This window comes from Pseudomonas sp. R3-57, assembly GCF_051132065.1.
Taxonomy (GTDB): Bacteria; Pseudomonadota; Gammaproteobacteria; order Pseudomonadales; family Pseudomonadaceae; genus Aquipseudomonas.
This window is the reverse complement of record NZ_CP071655.1, coordinates 4,594,989-4,614,171: the sequence shown is the minus strand read 5'-3', so window position 1 is coordinate 4,614,171 and position 19,183 is coordinate 4,594,989. Positions and strand designations below refer to the sequence as shown.

The following is a 19,183-nucleotide window of genomic DNA, read 5'->3' as shown; positions in this document are numbered from 1 at the left end:
TTCTACCCGCAGACACGCCACCGGTTTTGTCTTGAATGAACACGGTGCCTGGGTTCGTAGCCACATCACCACCAGCGATACCGGGTACACCACCCACACCGAGCTGATTGTTGACCGCATCGAAACGGGAACATTGTCCGAGGTGCCGCCATGGATGGGGGCACATGGCGGGCAAGCAGTGCTCAGTGAAAGGCAGTCTGGCGTCACAACCGAGACGCAACAGAAACAGGTAAAAGCCGAGGGCGCGACACCACGCGTAAACCAGGCGCCGGGCTATTATCGATCCGGTTCGGCCGGTGGCTTTTCGTTCAAAACCGGAGATGTTCTGGTCGAAGACAGAAAAGACTCCGGTGCCCTTCAAGGCTGGTACATCTATCCGGCTGAAAGCTTCGGAGCGGGCGAAACGCTGCGCAAGGAGTTTCGTCGCAACATTGATAATGCAACGATCAAACGCAAAATCGTCCATGGCGACGATGCCGGCGGGCGAGTCAACGTTGAAGTGGAAAACGTTTTCCACGGCGGCGCGGGCGATGATCTGATCGTCGCTTACGCGGGTTCCCCTCTTGATTACGGCACTGTCGGTCACGGAACACCGGGCGCGTATTTATCTGCCGGGGCCGGCAACGATACGTTGCTGGGTTCCGAAGGCGCGGACTATCTCGTTAGTGGATCAGGGGATGACTGGCTCTACGGTGAAGATGGCGCGGACACCTACATCATCCAGGCGCATGCCGGCGCGACAACCACGATTGCGGATGTACTGAACCCTGTTTTCCACCGGTCAGAAGTTGGCGTAGCGGGGTGGAAAGACGAATACGGGTTGGTCGATCAGGATACAGTCGTTCTACCAGCAGAAGCGAAGCGCGATGCGCTGCAATTGTGCTGGGGGGCCGCGCTGATTGAAACCACCCATGTCGAGCTGCAACCCCATCCGGCGCGCGCGGCTTACCGCCAACCACCTCGGGCGAAAAGGCTCTACTCGACGCTCGATATTCAATGGGGTGGAACGCAGAAAGTCCGCATCGTCCTGCCTGAGGCTGGCGATCTGGAAGGGACCGGTATTGAACTTGTCCGGTTTGCTGACGGGACAAGCGTGGATTTGAAGCAACTGCTGCAGTCGAGTCAGCTGGGTCCTGCGCCCGACACTTTTCATACGGGCGTAACGGTTAATGTTTCCACGCGTTCGACTTCCCTCCGAGAAGGGCGAGCTCTGCCGTTGGTTGGCGGTCGCGGCAATGACACGCTCAGCGCAAGCGGAGAGTTGAGAGGCATGCAGGGAGATGACGTACTGACGGGTGGCCCCGATGATGATCTGCTGTTGGGTGGGCCAGGCAATGACACGCTGTCGGGCGGCGCTGGCAATGATATTTACCAATACGATGGTCTCGGCAGAGATGTGCTCATCAACAGCGGTGGCGGCCGGGATGGCCTCGATTTTTCACAGCGCAGGCTGACGATCGACAATTTGAAGTTTCACCGTGAGCACGATGATCTGGTGATTGTCGTGGACTACGGCATGGCCCCCAAGATTCGCGTTGCCGGACACTTTGCCGGGGGCGAAAGCGCGATCGGATTCATAAGGGTCAGCGAAGGAACAGCGATTCAAGACTACACCGCGACGCAAATTGCCGAGCGACTACATCCTCTCCCGCCCCTGAGGGATGTCGAAGACATTTTGATAAAGGGCGACGATGAAGCCCAACAGGCAATGACGGAAATCATCGAGTTCTATGAACTGAATGTCTGAGTAAAAGGACGATCGATGAGCCAGCCCGCGATGCAAACCCCATTGCCTCGCGGGCCACGAGCCATTTCAATACTGAGTCAAATCCGCCAACGGATGCCGCCCCTCCCAAGCCTTGTGAAAATGCGCCTCAACCACCGCTTCCGGCACGTGATGAATATCCGGCCAGTGCCAATGTGGCTTCTGATCCTTGTCGATCAACCGCGCACGTACGCCCTCACTGAATTCCGGATGCCGGCAGCAGTTGAGGCTCAGGGTGTATTCCATCTGGAAAACTTCGGCCAGTGACATATGCCGCGCGCGAATGATCTGCTGCCAGACCAGATGCGCAGTCAGCGGCGAGCCTTCGCTCAGGGCCTTTGCTGCGCGGGCGATCAGCGGATCGCTGCTATCGCGTTGCAGGCTGAGGGCGGTCCAGGCACACGCAACATCGCTGACATCGAGCAATTCGTCGATTTGCGTCCGACGCGGAAGCCACTGCGCTTCGGGCATCTGCGCCAGTGCTTCCTGTTGCAAGGCCTTGAGCAGGCTGTTGAGCTGCATGTCGGTCTGTTCCTGCCAGTTCAACTGCAACAAGCCTTTGATCAGTTGCGGTTGCTGTTCGTCGAGCAAAAACCGGTCAGCCAGGCCCAGATCGAGCGCATCACGGCCATTGATGTGCGCGCCAGTCAAACCGAGAAACAGCCCGAGCTTGCCCGGCAAACGGGCGAGAAACCAACTGGCGCCGACATCCGGGTAGAGACCGATAGTGATTTCCGGCATCGCCAGACGACTGCTCGGTGTGACGATCCGCGTGCTCGCGCCTTGCAACAAGCCCATGCCACCGCCGAGCACGTAACCGTGGCCCCAGCAAATCAGCGGCTTCGGGTAGGTGTGCAGATGGTAGTCGAGACGATATTCAGCACTGAAAAACTGCGCGGCCAGCGGCGGAACTTCACCGGGATGGGCGCGGCAGGCTTCGACCAGGCTGCGCACTTCGCCGCCGGCACAGAACGCCTTGGCGCCGTTGCCACGCAATAGCACGCAGACGATTTGCGGGTCATTGGCCCAGGCGCTGAGTTTGTCGCTGAGGGCGTTGATCATCGGCAGGGACAGCGCGTTCAGCGACTTTTCGGCATCCAGGCTGGCGATGCCAATACGCGCGCCATCGGTGCCGGTGAGTTCTTCGAAGTGCAGATTCATCGTGACCTCGATCGGGAAATTGAACGATCAGTATGATCGTTGTGGGGGAAAGTGCCGGATCTGCGTCAGATCAATTGACAAGCGTGGTCGGCTTTCCTAGGGTTCGCCCCATTGTTTTTGCCGGGTATGACCATGACTGCTGACGACCGTATCAAACTCGAACCGAGCTGGAAGGAGGCACTGCGTGCTGAGTTCGACCAGCCGTACATGGCAGAGTTGCGCCAGTTTCTGCAGCAGGAGCGGGCGGCGGGCAAGGAAATCTATCCGCCGGGGCCGATGATTTTCAACGCACTGAATTCGACGCCGCTCGATAAAGTGAAAGTGGTGATTCTCGGCCAGGACCCGTATCACGGCCCGGGTCAGGCCCACGGCTTGTGCTTTTCGGTGCAACCGGGCGTGCCGGCGCCGCCATCACTGGTCAACATCTATAAAGAGTTGAAGCGCGACCTGAACATCGACATCCCCAATCACGGCTACCTGCAGAGCTGGGCCGATCAGGGCGTGTTGATGCTCAACACCACCATGACCGTCGAGCGCGCCAACGCCAATGCGCACAAGGACAAGGGCTGGCAGTTCTTCACCGACCGCATCATCGAAGTGGTCAGCGAGCGGCAGCCGCACTTGGTGTTCATGCTTTGGGGCGCGCATGCGCAGAGCAAGCAGAAGCTGATCGACGCCACCAAGCATCTGGTGCTGACCTCGGTGCATCCATCGCCGCTGTCGGCTTATCGCGGGTTTCTCGGATGCGGGCACTTCGGCCGGGCAAACAAGTTTCTCGAGCAGAATGGCGAGACGCCGATCGAGTGGCGCCTGCCGCCGATCTGATGGGGATCTGAAGTGCCCCATCGCTGGCAAGCCAGCTCCCACAGGGTTTTGTGGGTGCCACAGATCATGTGAACACCCCAAAACCCTGTGGGAGCTGGCTTGCCAGCGATAGGGGCGACTCGGTGTTCGGGACTTACTCTGGCTGACGATTCCAGTACTTGAACAACGGCTCCGCCAGAAACAGTACGAACAACAGCCGCATCACCTGCATCGCCGTCACTAGCGGCACCGACAGTTGCAAGGTCTCAGCCGTCAGGCTCATCTCGGCAATCCCGCCGGGCATCATGCCCAGGGTCAGCGAGCGCAGATCCAGATGGGTCAGCGCGCTCAAACCCAAGGCTGCCAATGAAGCAATCAACATGGTCAGCGCTGTGCCGATCAACGTCCGCCCCATGAATGACGGCGCACGGCGGAAAAACTCGCGGTTGAAATGACAACCCAGGCCACTGCCGATCAGCCACTGGCCGATCTGGCTGCCGCCATTGGGCAGGCCGATGTGCAGATCCCAAGCGATGCTCACCGCCGCACTCACCAGCAACGGCCCGAACAGCCAGGGATTGGGTTGACGCAGACGTTGCCAGAGCCAGGCGAGCAGGGCGCCCGCCGGAAACAGAATCGCCAGCCAGCGCCAGTCGACGCTGCCCGTATGAGAAATCGGCGTGCCGTCACCGAGCAGGTATTTGAACGCCGCCGGCACACACAGCACCACCACCAACACCCGCAGACTCTGCCCGGCCGCGACGTGGCTGAGTAAAGCGCCGTTGCGCGCGCCGAGGTTGACCATCTCGCCCGAGCCGCCGGGCATGCTGGAAAAGAATGCGGTGGCGCGATCTTCGCCGGTACGCCGCATCAACCACACGCCGACCACCGCCGACAGGCTGGTGACCAGCGCACCGAAGAAAATCAGACCGAAGTGGCTGAGCACCTGCTCCATCACCAGCGGGGTGAAGTGCAGGCCGATGCCGATGCCGACGATCCACTGGCCGCACTTGCGTCCGCCAGGGATTTCCGTGAGTTGCCAGGGGGTCAGGCAGCGCACGAGGATGATCGCCAGTAACGAGCCGACCATCCACGGCAACGGCCAGCCGATCTGGCTGGCGAGGCATCCGCCAAGCAGACCGACCAGCGGGGTGCCCCACCAGGATTTCAGGGCAGAGCGATCAAACATCGGCAATGACGCGCCGGGCCGCCGAACGTTTGCGCCAGATGCGGATCAGCGGCATCAGCAGCATGATCGCCGTCAGGATCCAGCAGCCGAAGGTGATCGGGCTCGACCAGAGGATTTCCAGCGCACCGTTGGAGATCGACAGGGCGCGACGCAGGTTCTGCTCCATCAGACCGCCGAGGATGAAACCGAGCAGCAGCGGCGACAACGGGAAGTCCAGCTTGCGCAGGATGTAACCGAAGATACCGATACCGATCATCAGGAACAGGTCGAAGGTGGTCGCATGCACTGCGTAAACGCCGATCCCGGTGATGATCGCGATGATCGGCACCAGTGCCCAGTTCGGCACAGCAAGGATGCGGGTGAACACGCGGATCATCGGAATGTTGAGGATCACCAGCATGACGTTGGCGATGAACAACGACGCGATCAGACCCCAGACGATGTCCGGTTGTTGTTGGAACAGCAGCGGGCCCGGGGTGATGTTGTACAGCGACAGCGCGCCGATCATCACTGCGGTGGTGCCCGAACCCGGAACACCGAGGGTCAGCATCGGCACCAATGCACCGCATGCCGCGCCACCGATGGCGGTTTCTGGCGCCGCGAGGCCACGGGCGTCGCCTTCACCGAATTTACCGCTGGTGCCAGCGATGCGCTTCTCGGTCATGTAGGCCACGGCACTGGCGAGGGTCGCGCCGGCACCGGGCAAAACGCCCATGATGAAACCGAGCACGCCGCAACGCAGGTTGACCGTGAACACCGAGGCCGCTTCCTTGAAGTTGAACATCATGCGCCCGGTGGCTTTCACCGCTTCCTGGCCGTGGTGGGTTTTTTCCAGCAGCAGAAGGATTTCGCTGATCGAGAACAGACCCAGCACCAGCACGACGAACTGAATGCCGTCGGTCAGATGAATGTTGTCGCCGGTGAAGCGGTACACGCCGCTGTTGGCGTCGATGCCAACGGTGGAAAGGAACAGGCCGATCAGCGCGGCGATGAAGGTTTTCAGCGGTCGATCGCCGGCCATGCCGCCGAGACAGACAATCGCGAAGACCATCAACACGAAATATTCCGCCGGGCCGAAGGCAATCGCCCATTTCGCCAGCAGCGGCGCGAACAGCACCATGCCGCAGGTGGCGATGAACGCGCCGATGAACGAGCTCCACGCCGACAGCGACAGCGCTACACCGGCCAGGCCTTTGCGGGCCATCGGGTAGCCGTCGAGGGTGGTCATCACGGTGGAGGCTTCGCCGGGAATGTTCAGCAGGATCGAACTGATCCGGCCGCCGTATTCGCAACCCAGGTACACCGCTGCGAGCAGAATCAGCGCCGACTCCGGTGGCAGGCCGAGAGCAAATGCGATCGGAATCAGCAACGCCACGCCGTTGATCGGGCCCAGGCCCGGCAACAGGCCGACGACGGTGCCGATCAGCGTGCCGCACAGTGCGGTCACCAGGTTGTACGGGCTCAGCGCGACGCCAAAACCCTGACCCAAATAGCCAAGAGTATCCATATCAGTTCTCCAGAACGCTGAGCAGGCCGAGGGGCAGCGGAACGTCCATCAAACGGTCGAACAGCAGGTAAAGACCGATCGCCATCAGGCTGATGATCACCACGCTCGGCAGCCAGCGGCCACCGTAGAGACGGGCCATCGGTACGCCGGTGAGGATGCTGGCAATGATGAAACCAAGGGGCTCGAAGGTGCCGGCGAACACCAGCAACAGCACCACGCAGAGACCGATCTTGGTCAGGCTTTCGCGGTCGAGCGGCGGCTCATCCGGGTTGTGCTTGATCGGTGCCGGACGGAACACCATGTACAGCAGCGCCAGGCCCATCAAGCCGAGCATCAGCAGCGGGAAGGCGCGCGGGCCCACCGGTTCGTAGGAAAAAGCCGCTTGGTACGGCCACGCCATCAGTGCCAGGCCGGCGCAAGCCAGCAGCAACACCGAGGCGAAAATGCGTTGAATAAGCATGGGAGCTCCTGTGTGACGTCCCCGCGCAGGAGACGCCACCACTAGACAGAGACGATCACTGGATCAGGCCGAACTCTTTGGCCAGCACTTTGTAGTCGGCAACCTGCTTCTTCACGTAGGTGTCCAGTTCCGCGCCGGTCATGGCGAACGGAAACAGTTCACGCTGATCGCGCAGCTTGGCGAACTCCGGCGACGCCAGCAGTTTGTCGAACGAGTCTTTCCACCAGGCGTAATCTTCGTCGCTGACTTTTGGCCCCAGGTAGAAGCCGCGCACCACTGGCCAGACGATGTCGTAGCCTTGTTCGCGGGCAGTCGGGATGTCCTTCATTTCCGGCTCGTCGAGACGCTTTTCAGCGAACACCGCGAGCAGACGCATGTCGCCGCTCTGGATGTGCGGCATGGAGTCAGAGATGTCGGTACTGCCGACCTGAATATGGCCGCCGAGCAGGGCGGTAGCGATTTCGCCGCCGCCTTCCAGAGCAACGTAACGCAGGTCACGCGGGTTGATCCCGGCGGCCTTGGCGATCAGTGCGGTCTGCATCCAGTCCTGGCTGCCGACGGTGCCGCCGGAACCGATGACCACCGAGCCCGGATCTTTCTTCAATGCCTGAACGAGATCGTCGAGGGTCTTGTAGGGCGAATCGCTTTTCACGGCGATGGCGCCGTAGCTGGTGCCGACCGCGGCCAGCCAGCGCACGTTGGTTTCGTCGAAACGCCCGAACTTGCCCTGCGCCAGGTTCAACAACGAACCGCTCGACCAGGCAACCAGCGTGCCGGCGTCGGCCGGGCGCTGAGCGACCACGGCGTTGTACGCCACTGCGCCGACACCGCCGGGCATGTAGGTCACGCGCATCGGTTTGCTCAGCAGCTTTTCATTCACCAGTGCACTCTGCACCAGCTTGCAGGTCAGGTCGAAACCACCGCCCGGCGAGGCCGGGGCGATGCATTCCGGGCGTTTCGGCTCGGCCATGAGTTGGCCGGCAATCAACATTGCGCCAGCGGCTAAAGCAACTTTACGCAGGGATACGTTCATTTGAGTCTCCAGAGGAGTTGTTGTTATGGGTGGACTGAATGACCAAAGAGCAACGCTAGAGCTTAGCGGCAGGCGCGGTTTTCTCGCGGCGTGAGCTTGAACAGGGCAACAACGCAGGCCTGCGGTGAAAAACCGGCGAGAGAATACTGGAAGCGGGAGGGGCGAGCAGGCGTTAGAGCCTTGGTGCGCATGGATAGCATGCTGGGGTACTCCGTTATTGTTCTTATGGGTCGAAAACGCTTCGTGGCGTTTTTCGGACGCTGTGTGGCTGCAGCGACGACAGTCGCAACTGTCCGTGAAGCGGACTGTAATCCGCTAACCTTTCGCTAACCTTTCAGCTCGCTTTCACGGTTTTCGGGCTTCACAGCAGCGGTTGCGGCTGTAAACTCCGCGGCAAAGCGTGGCGCCGGCCATCCCTGAACGAGGTAAAAATCCATGCGTGTTCTGCTCGTCGAAGACCATCTGCAACTGGCTGAAAGCGTCGCCCAGGCGCTCAAGAGCACCGGTTTGACCGTGGATGTGTTGCACGATGGCGTGGCCGCCGACCTGGCGCTGGGCAGCGAGGAATATGCCGTGGCGATCCTCGATGTCGGCCTGCCGCGCATGGACGGTTTCGAGGTGTTGGCGCGGTTGCGCGCCCGTGGCAAAAACGTGCCGGTGCTGATGCTGACCGCGCGCAGTGATGTGAAAGACCGCGTGCATGGGCTCAATCTGGGCGCCGACGATTACCTCGCCAAGCCATTCGAACTGACCGAACTCGAGGCGCGGGTCAAAGCCCTGTTGCGCCGCAGTGTGCTCGGCGGCGAGCGCCAGCAGCGTTGCGGCGTGCTGGCCTACGACCTCGACACCCGGCGCTTCACCCTTGGCGAAGAACTGCTGACCCTGACCTCCCGCGAACAAGCTGTGCTCGAAGCGCTGATCGCCCGTCCTGGCCGGGTGATGAGCAAGGAGCAGTTGGCTGCGCAGGTGTTCGGCCTCGACGAAGAAGCCAGCCCGGATGCCATCGAAATCTACGTGCACCGCCTGCGCAAAAAACTCGACGGTCAGCCAGTGGCGATCGTGACCTTCCGCGGCCTCGGTTATCTGTTGGAAAGCCGCGATGCATAAGCCCAGCAGCCTGCGCTGGCGGTTGTTGTGGAACCTCGCAGTGTTGCTGGTGGTGTTGATGCTCGCCAGTGGCTTGAGCGCTTACTGGAACGGCCGCGAAGCCGCCGACACCGCTTATGACCGCACCCTGCTGGCCTCGGCGCGGACCATTGCCGCCGGCCTGTCGCAGCGCGATGGCAGCCTGAGTGCCGATGTCCCTTATGTCGCCCTCGACACCTTTGCTTACGACAGCGCCGGGCGCATTTATTACCAGGTCAACGACATCCATCAGAAGCTGATTTCCGGCTACGAAAATCTGCCCGGCCCACCGCCCGGCACGCCACGCACCGACAGTTATCCGGCACTGGCGCGTTTCTACAACGCCACTTACAACGGCCAGAACGTGCGTGTGGTCAGTCTGCTCAAGGCGGTGTCCGAGCCGAACATGAACGGCATGGCGGAAATCCGCGTCGCCGAAACCGACGAGGCACGCGTCAGCATGGCGCGCAGTCTGGCTGCTGATACCTTGCTGCGTCTGGGCATGCTGGCGATCGGTGCGCTGCTGATGGTCTGGTTCGCGGTCAGCGCAGCGTTGCGCCCGCTGGAACGCCTGCGCACGGCAGTCGAAGAGCGTCAGCCCGACGATCTGCGCCCGCTGCCACTGGTGGAGGTTCAGGATGAACTGGGCCCCTTGGTGCGCGGCCTCAATCACTTTACCGAGCGCCTGCGCGCGCAGTTCGAGCGCCAGGCGCAATTTATCGCCGATGCCGCCCACGAACTACGCACGCCATTGGCGGCGCTGAAGGCGCGGCTTGAACTGGGGCTGCGCTCGACCGAGCCACAGACCTGGCGCGATACGCTGGAATCCTCCGCTCAGGGCACTGATCGCCTGACCCATCTGGCCAATCAACTGCTGTCGCTGGCGCGTGTCGAAAATGGTGCCCGGGCGATTGCCGAGGGTGGCGCGCAACTGCTCGATCTGAGTCAATTGGCGCGCGAGCTGGGAATGGCCATGGCACCGTTGGCGCACAAGCGCGGAGTGGCATTGGCGCTGGAGGCGGATGAGCCGGTGTGGCTGCGCGGCGAGCCGACGTTGCTCAACGAGTTGCTGAGCAACCTGGTCGACAATGCTTTGGCGCATACCCCGCCCGGTGGCAACGTGATCCTGCGGGTCGCCGCGCCGGCGGTGCTTGAGGTCGAAGATGACGGGCCGGGCATTCCGCTGGAGGAGCGTGATCGGGTATTCGAGCGCTTCTACCGGCGCAATCAGCAAGTGGCCGGATCCGGGCTGGGGCTGGCGATTGTCGGCGAAATCTGCCGCGCGCATCTGGCGCAGATCAGCCTGCACGATGGCGAGCAGGCGGGGTTGAAGGTGCGGGTGAGTTTTATTGCCGGGTGATTTGTGACGCCTGTTCAGTCGTTATCGCCAGCAGGCTGGCTCCCACATGGGGAAAGTGCAGATCAATGCAAAACCTGTGGGAGCCAGCCTGCTGGCGATGGCAGCACCACGGTCCCGGATCAGTAAAACATCGACCTCGACTCCTGCAGATCCGCACACAGTTCCTTGTTCTCCGGGTCTATCCCGAGCTTGCGGAAAGCCGGAACGCTCAACGGAACGATCCGCGCGAAAGGATGCTCGGTATCCTTGTGGCAATACAGGCTCGCCCCCTGCACCACATCCACATAATCGATCTCAGCCGAATCGCGTTTGAAATCCTGATAAAGCCCCGGCAACGCCACCAACCGCTCGGGAAACTCCCAGACACGCAACAGCTTGTCGCCGAGCAGCGGGTGGATGCTGTCGATCACATGATTGAGGCTGACCGGGTCAGAAAGCAGTTCGTAGTGGTCCTCAGCGTAGGTCAGAATCGGCAGCACGCCGATCTGGTGCACCAGCCCGCCCAGCGCAGCCTGATCAGGCTTGAGGGTGGTGTAGCGGCGACACAAGGCATAGCTGACCCCGGCGATCTCCAGACTCTTGCGCCAGACTTCCCGCATCTTCTGTTCGACCACCTCGGAGCGGGCGTGAAAAATCTGCTCCATCACCAGACCGATGGCCAGGTTGCTGCTGTAGTTGATCCCCAGCCGGGTGATCGCGGTGTGCAGGTCGGTGACTTCCTGAGCGGCGCGCAGCAGGGGACTGTTGACCACTTTGATCAGACGCGCCGACAGCGCCGTGTCACGGCCGATCACTTTGCTCAGGTCGCTGACGCTGATTTCCGGGTCTTCCGCGGCCTTGCGAATCTGCAGGGCCACTTCCGGTAGCGTGGGCAGAACCAGGTCATCGTTATCGATGGCCGCAACCAAATCCGTTTGGACTTTTTCTGCCAGTTCGCTCATTTAAACTCTCTAGGTGTTGCGACAAATGCTGCGCTTAGCGCTGGATTTCGCGGTCGCGATCCAGTTCGTAAGGCAGGTCGAGCACATGCAGCGTCGGGCCTTCGAGAGTGCCCAGATGCAGATCACCGGCTTCGGCAGCTTCGGCCTGCAACACCGCCAGGAGTTCAATGTTCTGGCCCGCGTCGACGGCGGCCAGTACCACTTCGCCGATCGAGCTGTTGTGGCTGGGGGCGAACAACGGCGTGCCGGGCTCCGGCAACTGCGTGCCGCCCAGGCTCAGGCGATACAAACGGCGCTTGAGTTTGCCCAGGTACTGCATGCGCGCGACGATTTCCTGACCGGTGTAGCAGCCTTTCTTGAAACTTACGCCGCCGACGGCTTGCAGATTGAGCATCTGCGGGATGAACAGCTCGCGCGTGGTCGGCATGACCTGACCGATGCCGGCGCGGATCTGCCCCAGCAGCCACTGATTCAGATCGGCTTCAGGCAACGTTGCGACGAGTCTGGTCTTGATCGCGTCGGCCTGCTCGGCCGGCACCCAGAGTTCGGCACGCTGTGGCGACACGCGGATTGCGATCAGTGCTTCGTGACGCACGACACTGTCGGTTTCTTCCGGCAACTCCAGACCGAGGCTGGCCAGCGCGGCATCACCCTGTTCAACGCCGAAGCGCGCCCAGGCGGCGCTTTCATCGGTCAATTTCGATTTGGAGAACACCGCGTATTTCTTCAGGTCCGCCAGTTGCGGCTCCAGCAGTTCGCTGGCCATTGCCATCAACACGCCGTCGCCTTCGAGCAGAATGCGGAAACTCGACTGCATCCGGCCTTTCTGCGTGCAGCGGGCACCGAGGCTGGCGCGGTTGTCGCTGAGGTAATTGATATTGCAGGTCAACTGGCCTTGCAGGAATTTTCCGGCATCCGCGCCGCGAACCGCGAGAACGCCTTCATGAGACAGGGTGCAGAAAAAAGCAGAATCGGCCATGGGTCATCGCAGGGTAAATAGACTGGGGCACATCATAAGGGTGCGTTGGTGAAATGGGTAGTTGATAAAGGATCGGTGGTGGCCGACCAAAGCCGACTGTGCGACCCGTCCGGGGTCTGTATACTTGCCGCCAAATTCGAGGAGGGCTCCATGGTCGAACAAGTTGAACTGAATCGCCTCTTTTGGCACAGCCGTCGCGGCATGCTTGAGCTGGACGTGTTGCTGGTGCCATTCGTGCAGGAGGTTTACGCGACGCTCAATCAAGTGGACCGCGATTTGTACGTCCGTTTGCTGACGTGTGAGGATCAGGACATGTTCGGCTGGTTCATGGAACGCAGCGAGTCGGAAGACCCCGAGCTGCAGCGCATGGTCCGGATGATTCTGGATCGTGTCCAGCCCAAGTAACACGTTCGAATGCCGCTGGCATGCCTCACGGCAATTGCTGGCGGCATATCTGTTGGTCCAGGCGTTCGCCCTGGGCGCTGTGTTTCTATTGTCGATTCCCTTGTGGGCCAGTCTGCTCGCGGCGTTCGGCTGCGTGCTGCATGGCTTTTGGGTGTTGCCGCGGCAGATTTTGCTCAGCCATCCAGAGGCATTTTGTGGATTGCGTCGCGATGCCGATGGCTGGCAGGTCTGGAATCAGGCTGACGGCTGGCAAGCGGCGCAATTGTGCCGCGACAGTCTGGCGCTGCCGCTGATCGTGGTGTTGCGGTTTCGCTTGCGCGGCGAGTGGCAGGTCAGGTCGATCTGCGTGCCCCGGGACGCGCAGACGGCCGATGTGCATCGGCGCCTGCGCGTACGGCTCAAATTCAGCCGACGTAGGTGGGCGGCACCAGAATAGTGTCGAGCGCCTCGGGCAGCATCTGCGGGTAGTCGAGGGTGTAATGCAGACCGCGACTTTCCTTGCGCTCCATGGCTGAGCTGATCATCAGTTCGGCGACTTGCGCCAGATTGCGTAGTTCGATCAGGTCACGGCTGACTTTGTAGTTGCTGTAGAACTCGTCGATTTCGTCGAGCAACAACCGCACCCGGTGTTGAGCTCGTTGCAGACGCTTGTTGGTGCGCACGATGCCGACGTAGTCCCACATGAACCGGCGCAGTTCATCCCAGTTGTGCGCAATGATCACGTCTTCATCGGAGTCGGTGACCTGACTGGCGTCCCAGGCGGGCAGGGCGCTTGGCGCGGTGACGTCGTCCAGTTGCGCAAGAATGTCGGCGGCCGCCGAACGCGCATAGACGAAACACTCCAGCAAAGAGTTGCTGGCCATGCGGTTAGCGCCATGCAGGCCGGTGAAGCTGGTTTCGCCAATGGCATACAGGCCCGGCACATCGGTGCGGCCGTTCTGATCGACCATCACGCCGCCGCAAGTGTAGTGCGCGGCAGGCACCACAGGGATCGGTTGTTGGGTGATGTCGATGCCGAAGCCGAGGCAGCGCTCATAAACCGTCGGGAAGTGACTTTTTACGAACGCTTCGGGTTTGTGGCTGATGTCGAGATACACGCAATCTACGCCCAGCCGCTTCATTTCATGGTCGATGGCCCGGGCGACGATGTCCCGCGGCGCCAGCTCGGCGCGCGGATCGAAGCGCTGCATGAAGCGTTCGCCATTGGGCAGCTTCAAATGTGCGCCTTCGCCGCGCAGGGCCTCGGTGATCAGGAAACTCTTGGCTTGCGGGTGATACAGGCAAGTCGGGTGAAACTGATTGAATTCCAGGTTCGCCACGCGGCAACCCGAACGCCAGGCCATGGCGATGCCATCGCCGCAAGCGCCGTCGGGGTTGCTGGTATAGAGATAAACCTTGGCGGCGCCGCCCGTGGCCAGGATCACGAAACGTGCGCCATAAGTGTCGACTTCGCCGGTTTTGCGATTGAGCACATAAGCGCCGAGGCAGCGCTCGCCGGGCATGCCCAGGCGGCGCTCGGTGATCAGATCGACGGCGACGCGCTGTTCCTGCAGATCGATATTCGGACGCTGTTTGGCCTGGGCCAGCAAGGTCTTGAAAATCGCCGCGCCTGTGGCATCGGCGGCATGGATGATGCGCCGGTGGCTGTGGCCACCTTCGCGGGTCAGATGGAATTCGAATCCGCCGTCTTCGGTCCCCGACTGATCATCACGAGTGAACGGCACACCTTGATCGATCAACCACTGGATGGCTTCGCGGCTGTGCTCGACCGTAAAGCGCACGGCATCCTCATGGCAAAGGCCACCGCCAGCGTTAAGCGTGTCATCGACATGGGATTCGACTGTGTCGGTGTCATCGAGCACCGCGGCGACGCCACCCTGGGCCCAGAATGTCGAGCCGTTGGCCAGATCGCCTTTACTCAGTACGGCAATGCGCAAATGACCGGGCAAGGTCAGCGCGAGACTCAAACCGGCAGCACCGCTGCCAATGACCAGAACATCGTGTTGGAACTGTTGGCTCATTTCAGGATTCCGCTCAAAGCGACCCGGATCGGGGTTGGCGCAAGACAGCTGGATTGGCGAGTCAAGACAGCCACACAGCCCACTAGTATATAGAGGGGTGGGACGGCACAATAGCCGGGCCGGTATGGCATTGTGAAACTACTGTGACCGCAAAAACCGCACGCTTCGTCGGAAGTTTTTCTTATCCCTAACGGGTGAAGGCGACTGTATCGGCGCTGAAACACGGTTTTTCCGCGCAGGGTTGTCGAATGTCGGTAGGTAGCGGCTATAAATAATTGGAACTTTTGCCAAAGGCCCAAGATCAATAGTCGGTGCCAGAGATAAGGGACGTGTCGGCTTCAGTATGCAATCTGTGGTTGGATTGCGGTCCGCGAAACCGATGACAAGATTATTCGCGCAGCCGGTTCATCCCGCGCTGCGTTTTTCGTGCGTGTCAAATCAGAGCCCGCAGGAAACTTGCTTGGAGGGGGAGAACTTTTGCGAAAAGCCCGAGTCTATGTTTGCAAGTCTGGTCGTTTAGTTATGCAAGCCTCCTCCGGGCTTATCGAGGAGTGTTCATGCTAACCCAGGAAGAGGATCAGCAGCTGGTCGAGCGCGTTCAACGCGGCGACAAGCGAGCTTTCGATCTGTTGGTGCTGAAGTATCAGCACAAGATTCTCGGGTTGATCGTGCGGTTTGTGCACGACACCCATGAAGCCCAGGACGTGGCTCAGGAAGCCTTTATCAAGGCGTATCGAGCGCTTGGAAACTTTCGCGGCGACAGTGCGTTTTATACGTGGCTGTACCGTATTGCCATTAACACGGCAAAGAATTACCTGGTTTCACGCGGCCGCCGGCCGCCGGACAGCGATGTAAGTTCCGAGGATGCAGAGTTCTACGACGGCGATCACGGCCTCAAGGATCTCGAATCACCAGAACGTGCGTTGCTGCGGGATGAGATCGAAGGCACCGTCCATCGAACCATCCAGCAACTACCAGAAGATTTGCGTACGGCTTTAACTTTGCGCGAATTCGACGGTCTGAGTTACGAGGACATTGCGAGCGTCATGCAGTGTCCGGTGGGTACCGTGCGCTCCCGGATTTTCCGCGCTCGGGAGGCCATCGACAAAGCCCTGCAACCGTTGTTGCAGGAAAACTGAGACAGCGGCGACAGCCAAGAGAGGAACGCCATGAGTCGTGAAGCCCTGCAGGAATCGCTGTCCGCAGTGATGGATAACGAAGCGGACGAACTGGAATTGCGTCGAGTGCTTAATGCACTGGATGATGTTGAAACCCGTGAGACCTGGGCTCGTTACCAGATCGCTCGGGCAGCCATGCACAAGGATCTGCTGCTTCCGCGTCTGGATATCGCTGCGGCAGTGTCTGCTGCGCTGGAAGACGAAACGGTCCCGGCCAAAGTATCTCGCAGCCCATGGCGCAGCCTCGGCCGTCTGGCTGTTGCAGCTTCGGTGACGGTTGCCGTGCTGGCGGGTGTTCGCCTGTACAATCAGGACGAAATCGCTGGCGTCGAATTGGCTCAGCAATCCAACCAGCCAACGCTGGCGACCCCGCAAGTCAAGGGTCCGGCTGTTCTGGCAGGCTACAGTGAGAGCTCTGAAGCCACTGGCCCGATGGCCAACGGCGTACTGCAAGGTCAGCCAGGCTGGCATGATCAGCGTCTGCCGGGCTACCTGCGTCAGCATGCCCAACAGGCTGCTTTGAAAGGCACTGAAAGCGCGCTGCCTTATGCACGTGCCGCAAGCCTGGAAAACCGTTAAGGAGGATCATGCGCGCCATACCTCTACTTTCGCTTCTGCTCAGTGGCTGGTTCGTTGTTCCAGCCCACGCTGATGAGGCCCAGGATTGGTTGACCCGGCTGGGCCAGGCCGAGCAGCAGCAAAGCTTTCACGGTACTTTCGTTTACGAGCGTAACGGTAGCTTTTCTACCCACAACATCTGGCATCGCGTCCAGAACGGTCAGGTCCGCGAGCGGTTGCTTCAGCTCGACGGTTCGGCACAGGAAGTCGTGCGCATTGATGGGCATACTCAATGCGTCAGCGGCACCCTGATTGCCGGGCTGGGAGACTCGCCAAATGCTGCGGCTCGTCCTCTTGATCCCAAAAAGCTGAAAAACTGGTATGACCTTGCGGTCATTGGCAAGTCGCGCGTGGCCGGCCGAGACGCCGTGATCGTGGCGTTGAAGCCTCGAGATCAGCATCGCTACGGATTCGAATTGCATCTGGACAAAAAAACCGGCCTGCCGCTCAAGTCGTTGCTGTTGAACGACAAGGAGCAGTTGCTCGAGCGATTCCAGTTCACCAGCCTCGACACTGATGAAGTGCCGTCTGATGGTGATTTGCAGGCCAATGCCGATTGCAAGCCAGTCAAGCTCGACAGCGACAAGGCATCGGCAGTCAAAACGGCGCAAACCTGGCATTCGGACTGGCTGCCGCCGGGCTTCGAACTGACCAGCAGTACGTCGCACAAAGATGCCGAGACCAAGACGCAGGTCAACAGCCTGCTGTACGACGACGGTCTTGCACGTTTCTCGGTTTTTCTCGAGCCATTGAACGGCGCGACAGTGACCGATACCCGCACGCAACTCGGTCCGACAGTTGCCGTGTCCCGTCGCCTGACCACGCCGTCGGGTGAAATGATGGTGACCGTGGTCGGCGAGATCCCGATCGGCACTGCCGAACGAATTGCTCTGTCGATGCGAAATACCGATGGCGCCGCAACCAGCAAACAGTGAGCTGATTTCAGCTATTCGCGTTTCATCAACGAGGCGTGGAAATGTTTGCTGAGCATTTTCATTTGCAAATACCCCGGAAATTTTTTATAGGTCAGAGCCTCACGGCTCTGGCCTTGTTTGTTGTTGCCGGAACAAAAATGCCGGTCTGTGGTTTCCGGTGTTCCTTGCTCCATATCGCTTAACCCTGCTCGTCGTAACGGGAGCTGTATGTCGATACTTAGCTTGAAGTCTTATCTTTCCATTTTTGCCACCGTGCTGGTGCTCGGTCAGGCAGTTCCTGCTGCGCAGGCGGCCGATCTGCCTGACTTCACCCAATTGGTCGAACAAGCTTCGCCAGCCGTGGTGAACATCAGTACCACGCAGAAACTGCCGGATCGCAAGGTCAATCAGCAGATGCCCGATCTGGAGGGCCTGCCGCCAATGCTGCGCGAGTTCTTCGAACGTGGCATGCCGCCGCAACAGCGCTCCCCGCGTGATGGTCGCCAGCGTGAAGCGCAATCGCTGGGTTCGGGCTTCATCATTTCCCCGGATGGCTACATCCTCACCAATAACCATGTGATTGCCGACGCTGACGAAATCCTCGTGCGTCTGGCTGACCGCAGTGAGATGAAAGCCAAGCTGATCGGCACTGACCCACGCTCCGACGTGGCACTGCTGAAAATCGAAGGCAAGGATCTGCCGGTACTCAAGCTCGGCAAGTCCCAGGATCTGAAGGCCGGTCAGTGGGTTGTTGCCATCGGTTCTCCATTTGGCTTTGACCACACCGTGACTCAAGGCATTGTCAGCGCCGTTGGCCGCAGTCTGCCGAATGAAAACTATGTGCCGTTCATCCAGACCGACGTGCCGATCAACCCGGGCAACTCCGGTGGCCCGCTGTTCAACCTCAACGGCGAAGTGGTCGGCATCAACTCGCAGATATATACCCGTTCTGGCGGCTTCATGGGTGTGTCGTTCGCCATTCCAATCGATGTGGCGATGGACGTTTCCAATCAGCTCAAGAGCGGTGGCAAGGTCAGCCGAGGCTGGCTGGGTGTGGTGATCCAGGAAGTGAACAAGGATCTGGCTGAATCGTTCGGTCTGGATAAACCGGCCGGTGCGCTGGTTGCGCAGATTCAGGATGACGGTCCGGCAGCCAAGGGCGGCCTGCAGGTCGGCGACGTAATTCTGAGCATGAACGGCCAGCCGATCGTCATGTCCGCAGACCTGCCGCATCTGGTCGGCGCGCTGAAGTCTGGCGCCAAAGCCAATCTGGAGGTGATCCGCGAGGGCAAGCGCAAGAACGTCGAGCTGACGGTCGGCGCAATTCCGGACGAAGACAAAGAGCTGGATACGCTGGCGAAATCCGGCGCTGAAAGCAGCAGCAATCGCCTCGGTGTGGCGGTCGGCGAGCTGACCGCTGAGCAGAAGAAGGCCTACGACCTCAAAGGTGGTGTGGTGATCAAGGAGGTGCAGGATGGTCCTGCCGCCCTGATCGGCCTGCAGCCAGGCGACGTGATCACCCACCTGAACAACCAGGCCATCGGTTCGGCCAAGGAGTTCACGGATATCGCCAAGGCACTGCCGAAGAACCGCTCGGTGTCGATGCGCGTTCTGCGCCAGGGTCGCGCCAGCTTCATCACCTTCAAACTGGCTGAATAATCCGCTGGGAAGATAAAAAGAAAACCGCCTCGAAAGAGGCGGTTTTTTTATGCCTGAAGCTTTT

The 19,183-nt window shown here is 60.3% G+C and carries 18 protein-coding genes; 10 read left to right on the top strand and 8 right to left on the bottom strand.

Annotation, left to right across the window (positions count from 1 at the left end; genetic code table 11):
• The first annotated feature begins 154 nt into the window (after positions 1–154).
• Positions 155–1,747 (top strand): hypothetical protein, encoded by a 1,593-nt coding sequence (locus J3P93_RS20765; protein ID WP_434598454.1) that lies wholly within the window; start codon positions 155–157, stop codon positions 1,745–1,747.
• Between the two features lie 66 nt (positions 1,748–1,813).
• Here the strand turns inward: J3P93_RS20765 and J3P93_RS20760 are convergent, their stop codons facing one another.
• Entirely contained in the window at positions 1,814–2,926 is a 1,113-nt protein-coding gene (locus J3P93_RS20760) for an enoyl-CoA hydratase/isomerase family protein (RefSeq protein WP_434591373.1), read from the bottom strand.
• 132 nt (positions 2,927–3,058) lie between these two features.
• On the opposite strand from J3P93_RS20760, the gene ung reads away from it, so the two are divergent.
• The gene (ung, locus tag J3P93_RS20755) at positions 3,059–3,751 is read left to right on the top strand and encodes a uracil-DNA glycosylase (RefSeq protein ID WP_434591370.1); all 693 of its coding nucleotides are present in this window, start codon (positions 3,059–3,061) and stop codon (positions 3,749–3,751) included.
• A 133-nt stretch (positions 3,752–3,884) separates the two neighbouring features.
• Here ung and J3P93_RS20750 read toward each other — a convergent pair whose 3' ends face one another.
• Genes J3P93_RS20750 through J3P93_RS20735 form a run of 4 tightly spaced genes read right to left on the bottom strand, consistent with a single transcriptional unit; the run spans position 3,885 to position 7,919 of the window.
• Positions 3,885–4,919: an AbrB family transcriptional regulator gene (locus tag J3P93_RS20750; protein ID WP_434591367.1), complete on the bottom strand. Its 1,035-nt coding sequence runs from the start codon at positions 4,917–4,919 to the stop codon at positions 3,885–3,887.
• Complete coding sequence (locus tag J3P93_RS20745) at positions 4,912–6,426, bottom strand: tripartite tricarboxylate transporter permease (protein WP_203421088.1); 1,515 nt, start codon at positions 6,424–6,426, stop codon at positions 4,912–4,914. Before J3P93_RS20745 ends, J3P93_RS20750 begins: the two co-directional genes overlap by 8 nt.
• A 1-nt stretch (position 6,427) precedes the next feature.
• Positions 6,428–6,886 (bottom strand): tripartite tricarboxylate transporter TctB family protein, encoded by a 459-nt coding sequence (locus J3P93_RS20740; protein WP_434591364.1) that lies wholly within the window; start codon positions 6,884–6,886, stop codon positions 6,428–6,430.
• Positions 6,887–6,941: 55 nt separating this feature from the next.
• Entirely contained in the window at positions 6,942–7,919 is a 978-nt protein-coding gene (locus J3P93_RS20735) for a Bug family tripartite tricarboxylate transporter substrate binding protein (RefSeq protein WP_203421090.1), read from the bottom strand.
• Positions 7,920–8,354: 435 nt separating this feature from the next.
• On the opposite strand from J3P93_RS20735, the gene J3P93_RS20730 reads away from it, so the two are divergent.
• Entirely contained in the window at positions 8,355–9,026 is a 672-nt protein-coding gene (locus J3P93_RS20730) for a response regulator (protein ID WP_090282195.1), read from the top strand.
• Positions 9,019–10,404: a sensor histidine kinase gene (locus J3P93_RS20725; RefSeq protein ID WP_093103814.1), complete on the top strand. Its 1,386-nt coding sequence runs from the start codon at positions 9,019–9,021 to the stop codon at positions 10,402–10,404. Before J3P93_RS20730 ends, J3P93_RS20725 begins: the two co-directional genes overlap by 8 nt.
• 119 nt (positions 10,405–10,523) lie before the next feature.
• Here the strand turns inward: J3P93_RS20725 and J3P93_RS20720 are convergent, their stop codons facing one another.
• Positions 10,524–11,345 carry an HDOD domain-containing protein gene (locus tag J3P93_RS20720; RefSeq protein ID WP_434591359.1) on the bottom strand — a complete coding sequence of 274 codons (822 nt, stop codon included), beginning with the start codon at positions 11,343–11,345 and terminating at the stop codon, positions 10,524–10,526.
• Between the two features lie 34 nt (positions 11,346–11,379).
• Entirely contained in the window at positions 11,380–12,324 is a 945-nt protein-coding gene (locus tag J3P93_RS20715) for a YgfZ/GcvT domain-containing protein (RefSeq protein WP_434591357.1), read from the bottom strand.
• Positions 12,325–12,474: 150 nt separating this feature from the next.
• Here J3P93_RS20715 and J3P93_RS20710 point away from each other — a divergent pair, with 150 nt between their 5' ends.
• Positions 12,475–12,729 carry a succinate dehydrogenase assembly factor 2 gene (locus tag J3P93_RS20710; protein WP_007911418.1) on the top strand — a complete coding sequence of 85 codons (255 nt, stop codon included), beginning with the start codon at positions 12,475–12,477 and terminating at the stop codon, positions 12,727–12,729.
• Positions 12,713–13,165: a protein YgfX gene (locus J3P93_RS20705; protein ID WP_434591354.1), complete on the top strand. Its 453-nt coding sequence runs from the start codon at positions 12,713–12,715 to the stop codon at positions 13,163–13,165. The genes J3P93_RS20710 and J3P93_RS20705 overlap by 17 nt, the downstream gene beginning before the upstream one ends.
• On the opposite strand, the gene nadB is transcribed toward J3P93_RS20705, so the two are convergent.
• Positions 13,134–14,750, bottom strand: a complete 1,617-nt coding sequence (gene nadB / locus J3P93_RS20700) for an L-aspartate oxidase (RefSeq protein WP_434591352.1) — start codon at positions 14,748–14,750, stop codon at positions 13,134–13,136. The two genes, J3P93_RS20705 and nadB, sit on opposite strands and share 32 nt — an antisense overlap.
• A 557-nt stretch (positions 14,751–15,307) precedes the next feature.
• Here nadB and rpoE point away from each other — a divergent pair.
• The 4 genes from rpoE (at position 15,308) to J3P93_RS20680 (ending at position 19,119) form a co-directional block, all read left to right on the top strand.
• On the top strand, positions 15,308–15,889 hold the full coding sequence (gene rpoE / locus J3P93_RS20695; RefSeq protein WP_003172477.1) for an RNA polymerase sigma factor RpoE: 582 nt from the start codon (positions 15,308–15,310) through the stop codon (positions 15,887–15,889).
• 30 nt (positions 15,890–15,919) lie between these two features.
• Positions 15,920–16,507, top strand: coding sequence for a sigma-E factor negative regulatory protein (locus J3P93_RS20690; protein WP_434591350.1), 588 nt, complete (start codon positions 15,920–15,922; stop codon positions 16,505–16,507).
• 8 nt (positions 16,508–16,515) lie between these two features.
• A complete protein-coding gene (locus J3P93_RS20685; protein ID WP_434591347.1) occupies positions 16,516–17,481 on the top strand; it encodes a MucB/RseB C-terminal domain-containing protein in 966 nt (321 codons plus the stop codon).
• Between the two features lie 207 nt (positions 17,482–17,688).
• Positions 17,689–19,119, top strand: a complete 1,431-nt coding sequence (locus J3P93_RS20680) for a DegQ family serine endoprotease (RefSeq protein ID WP_434591344.1) — start codon at positions 17,689–17,691, stop codon at positions 19,117–19,119.
• Positions 19,120–19,183 lie beyond the last annotated feature (64 nt).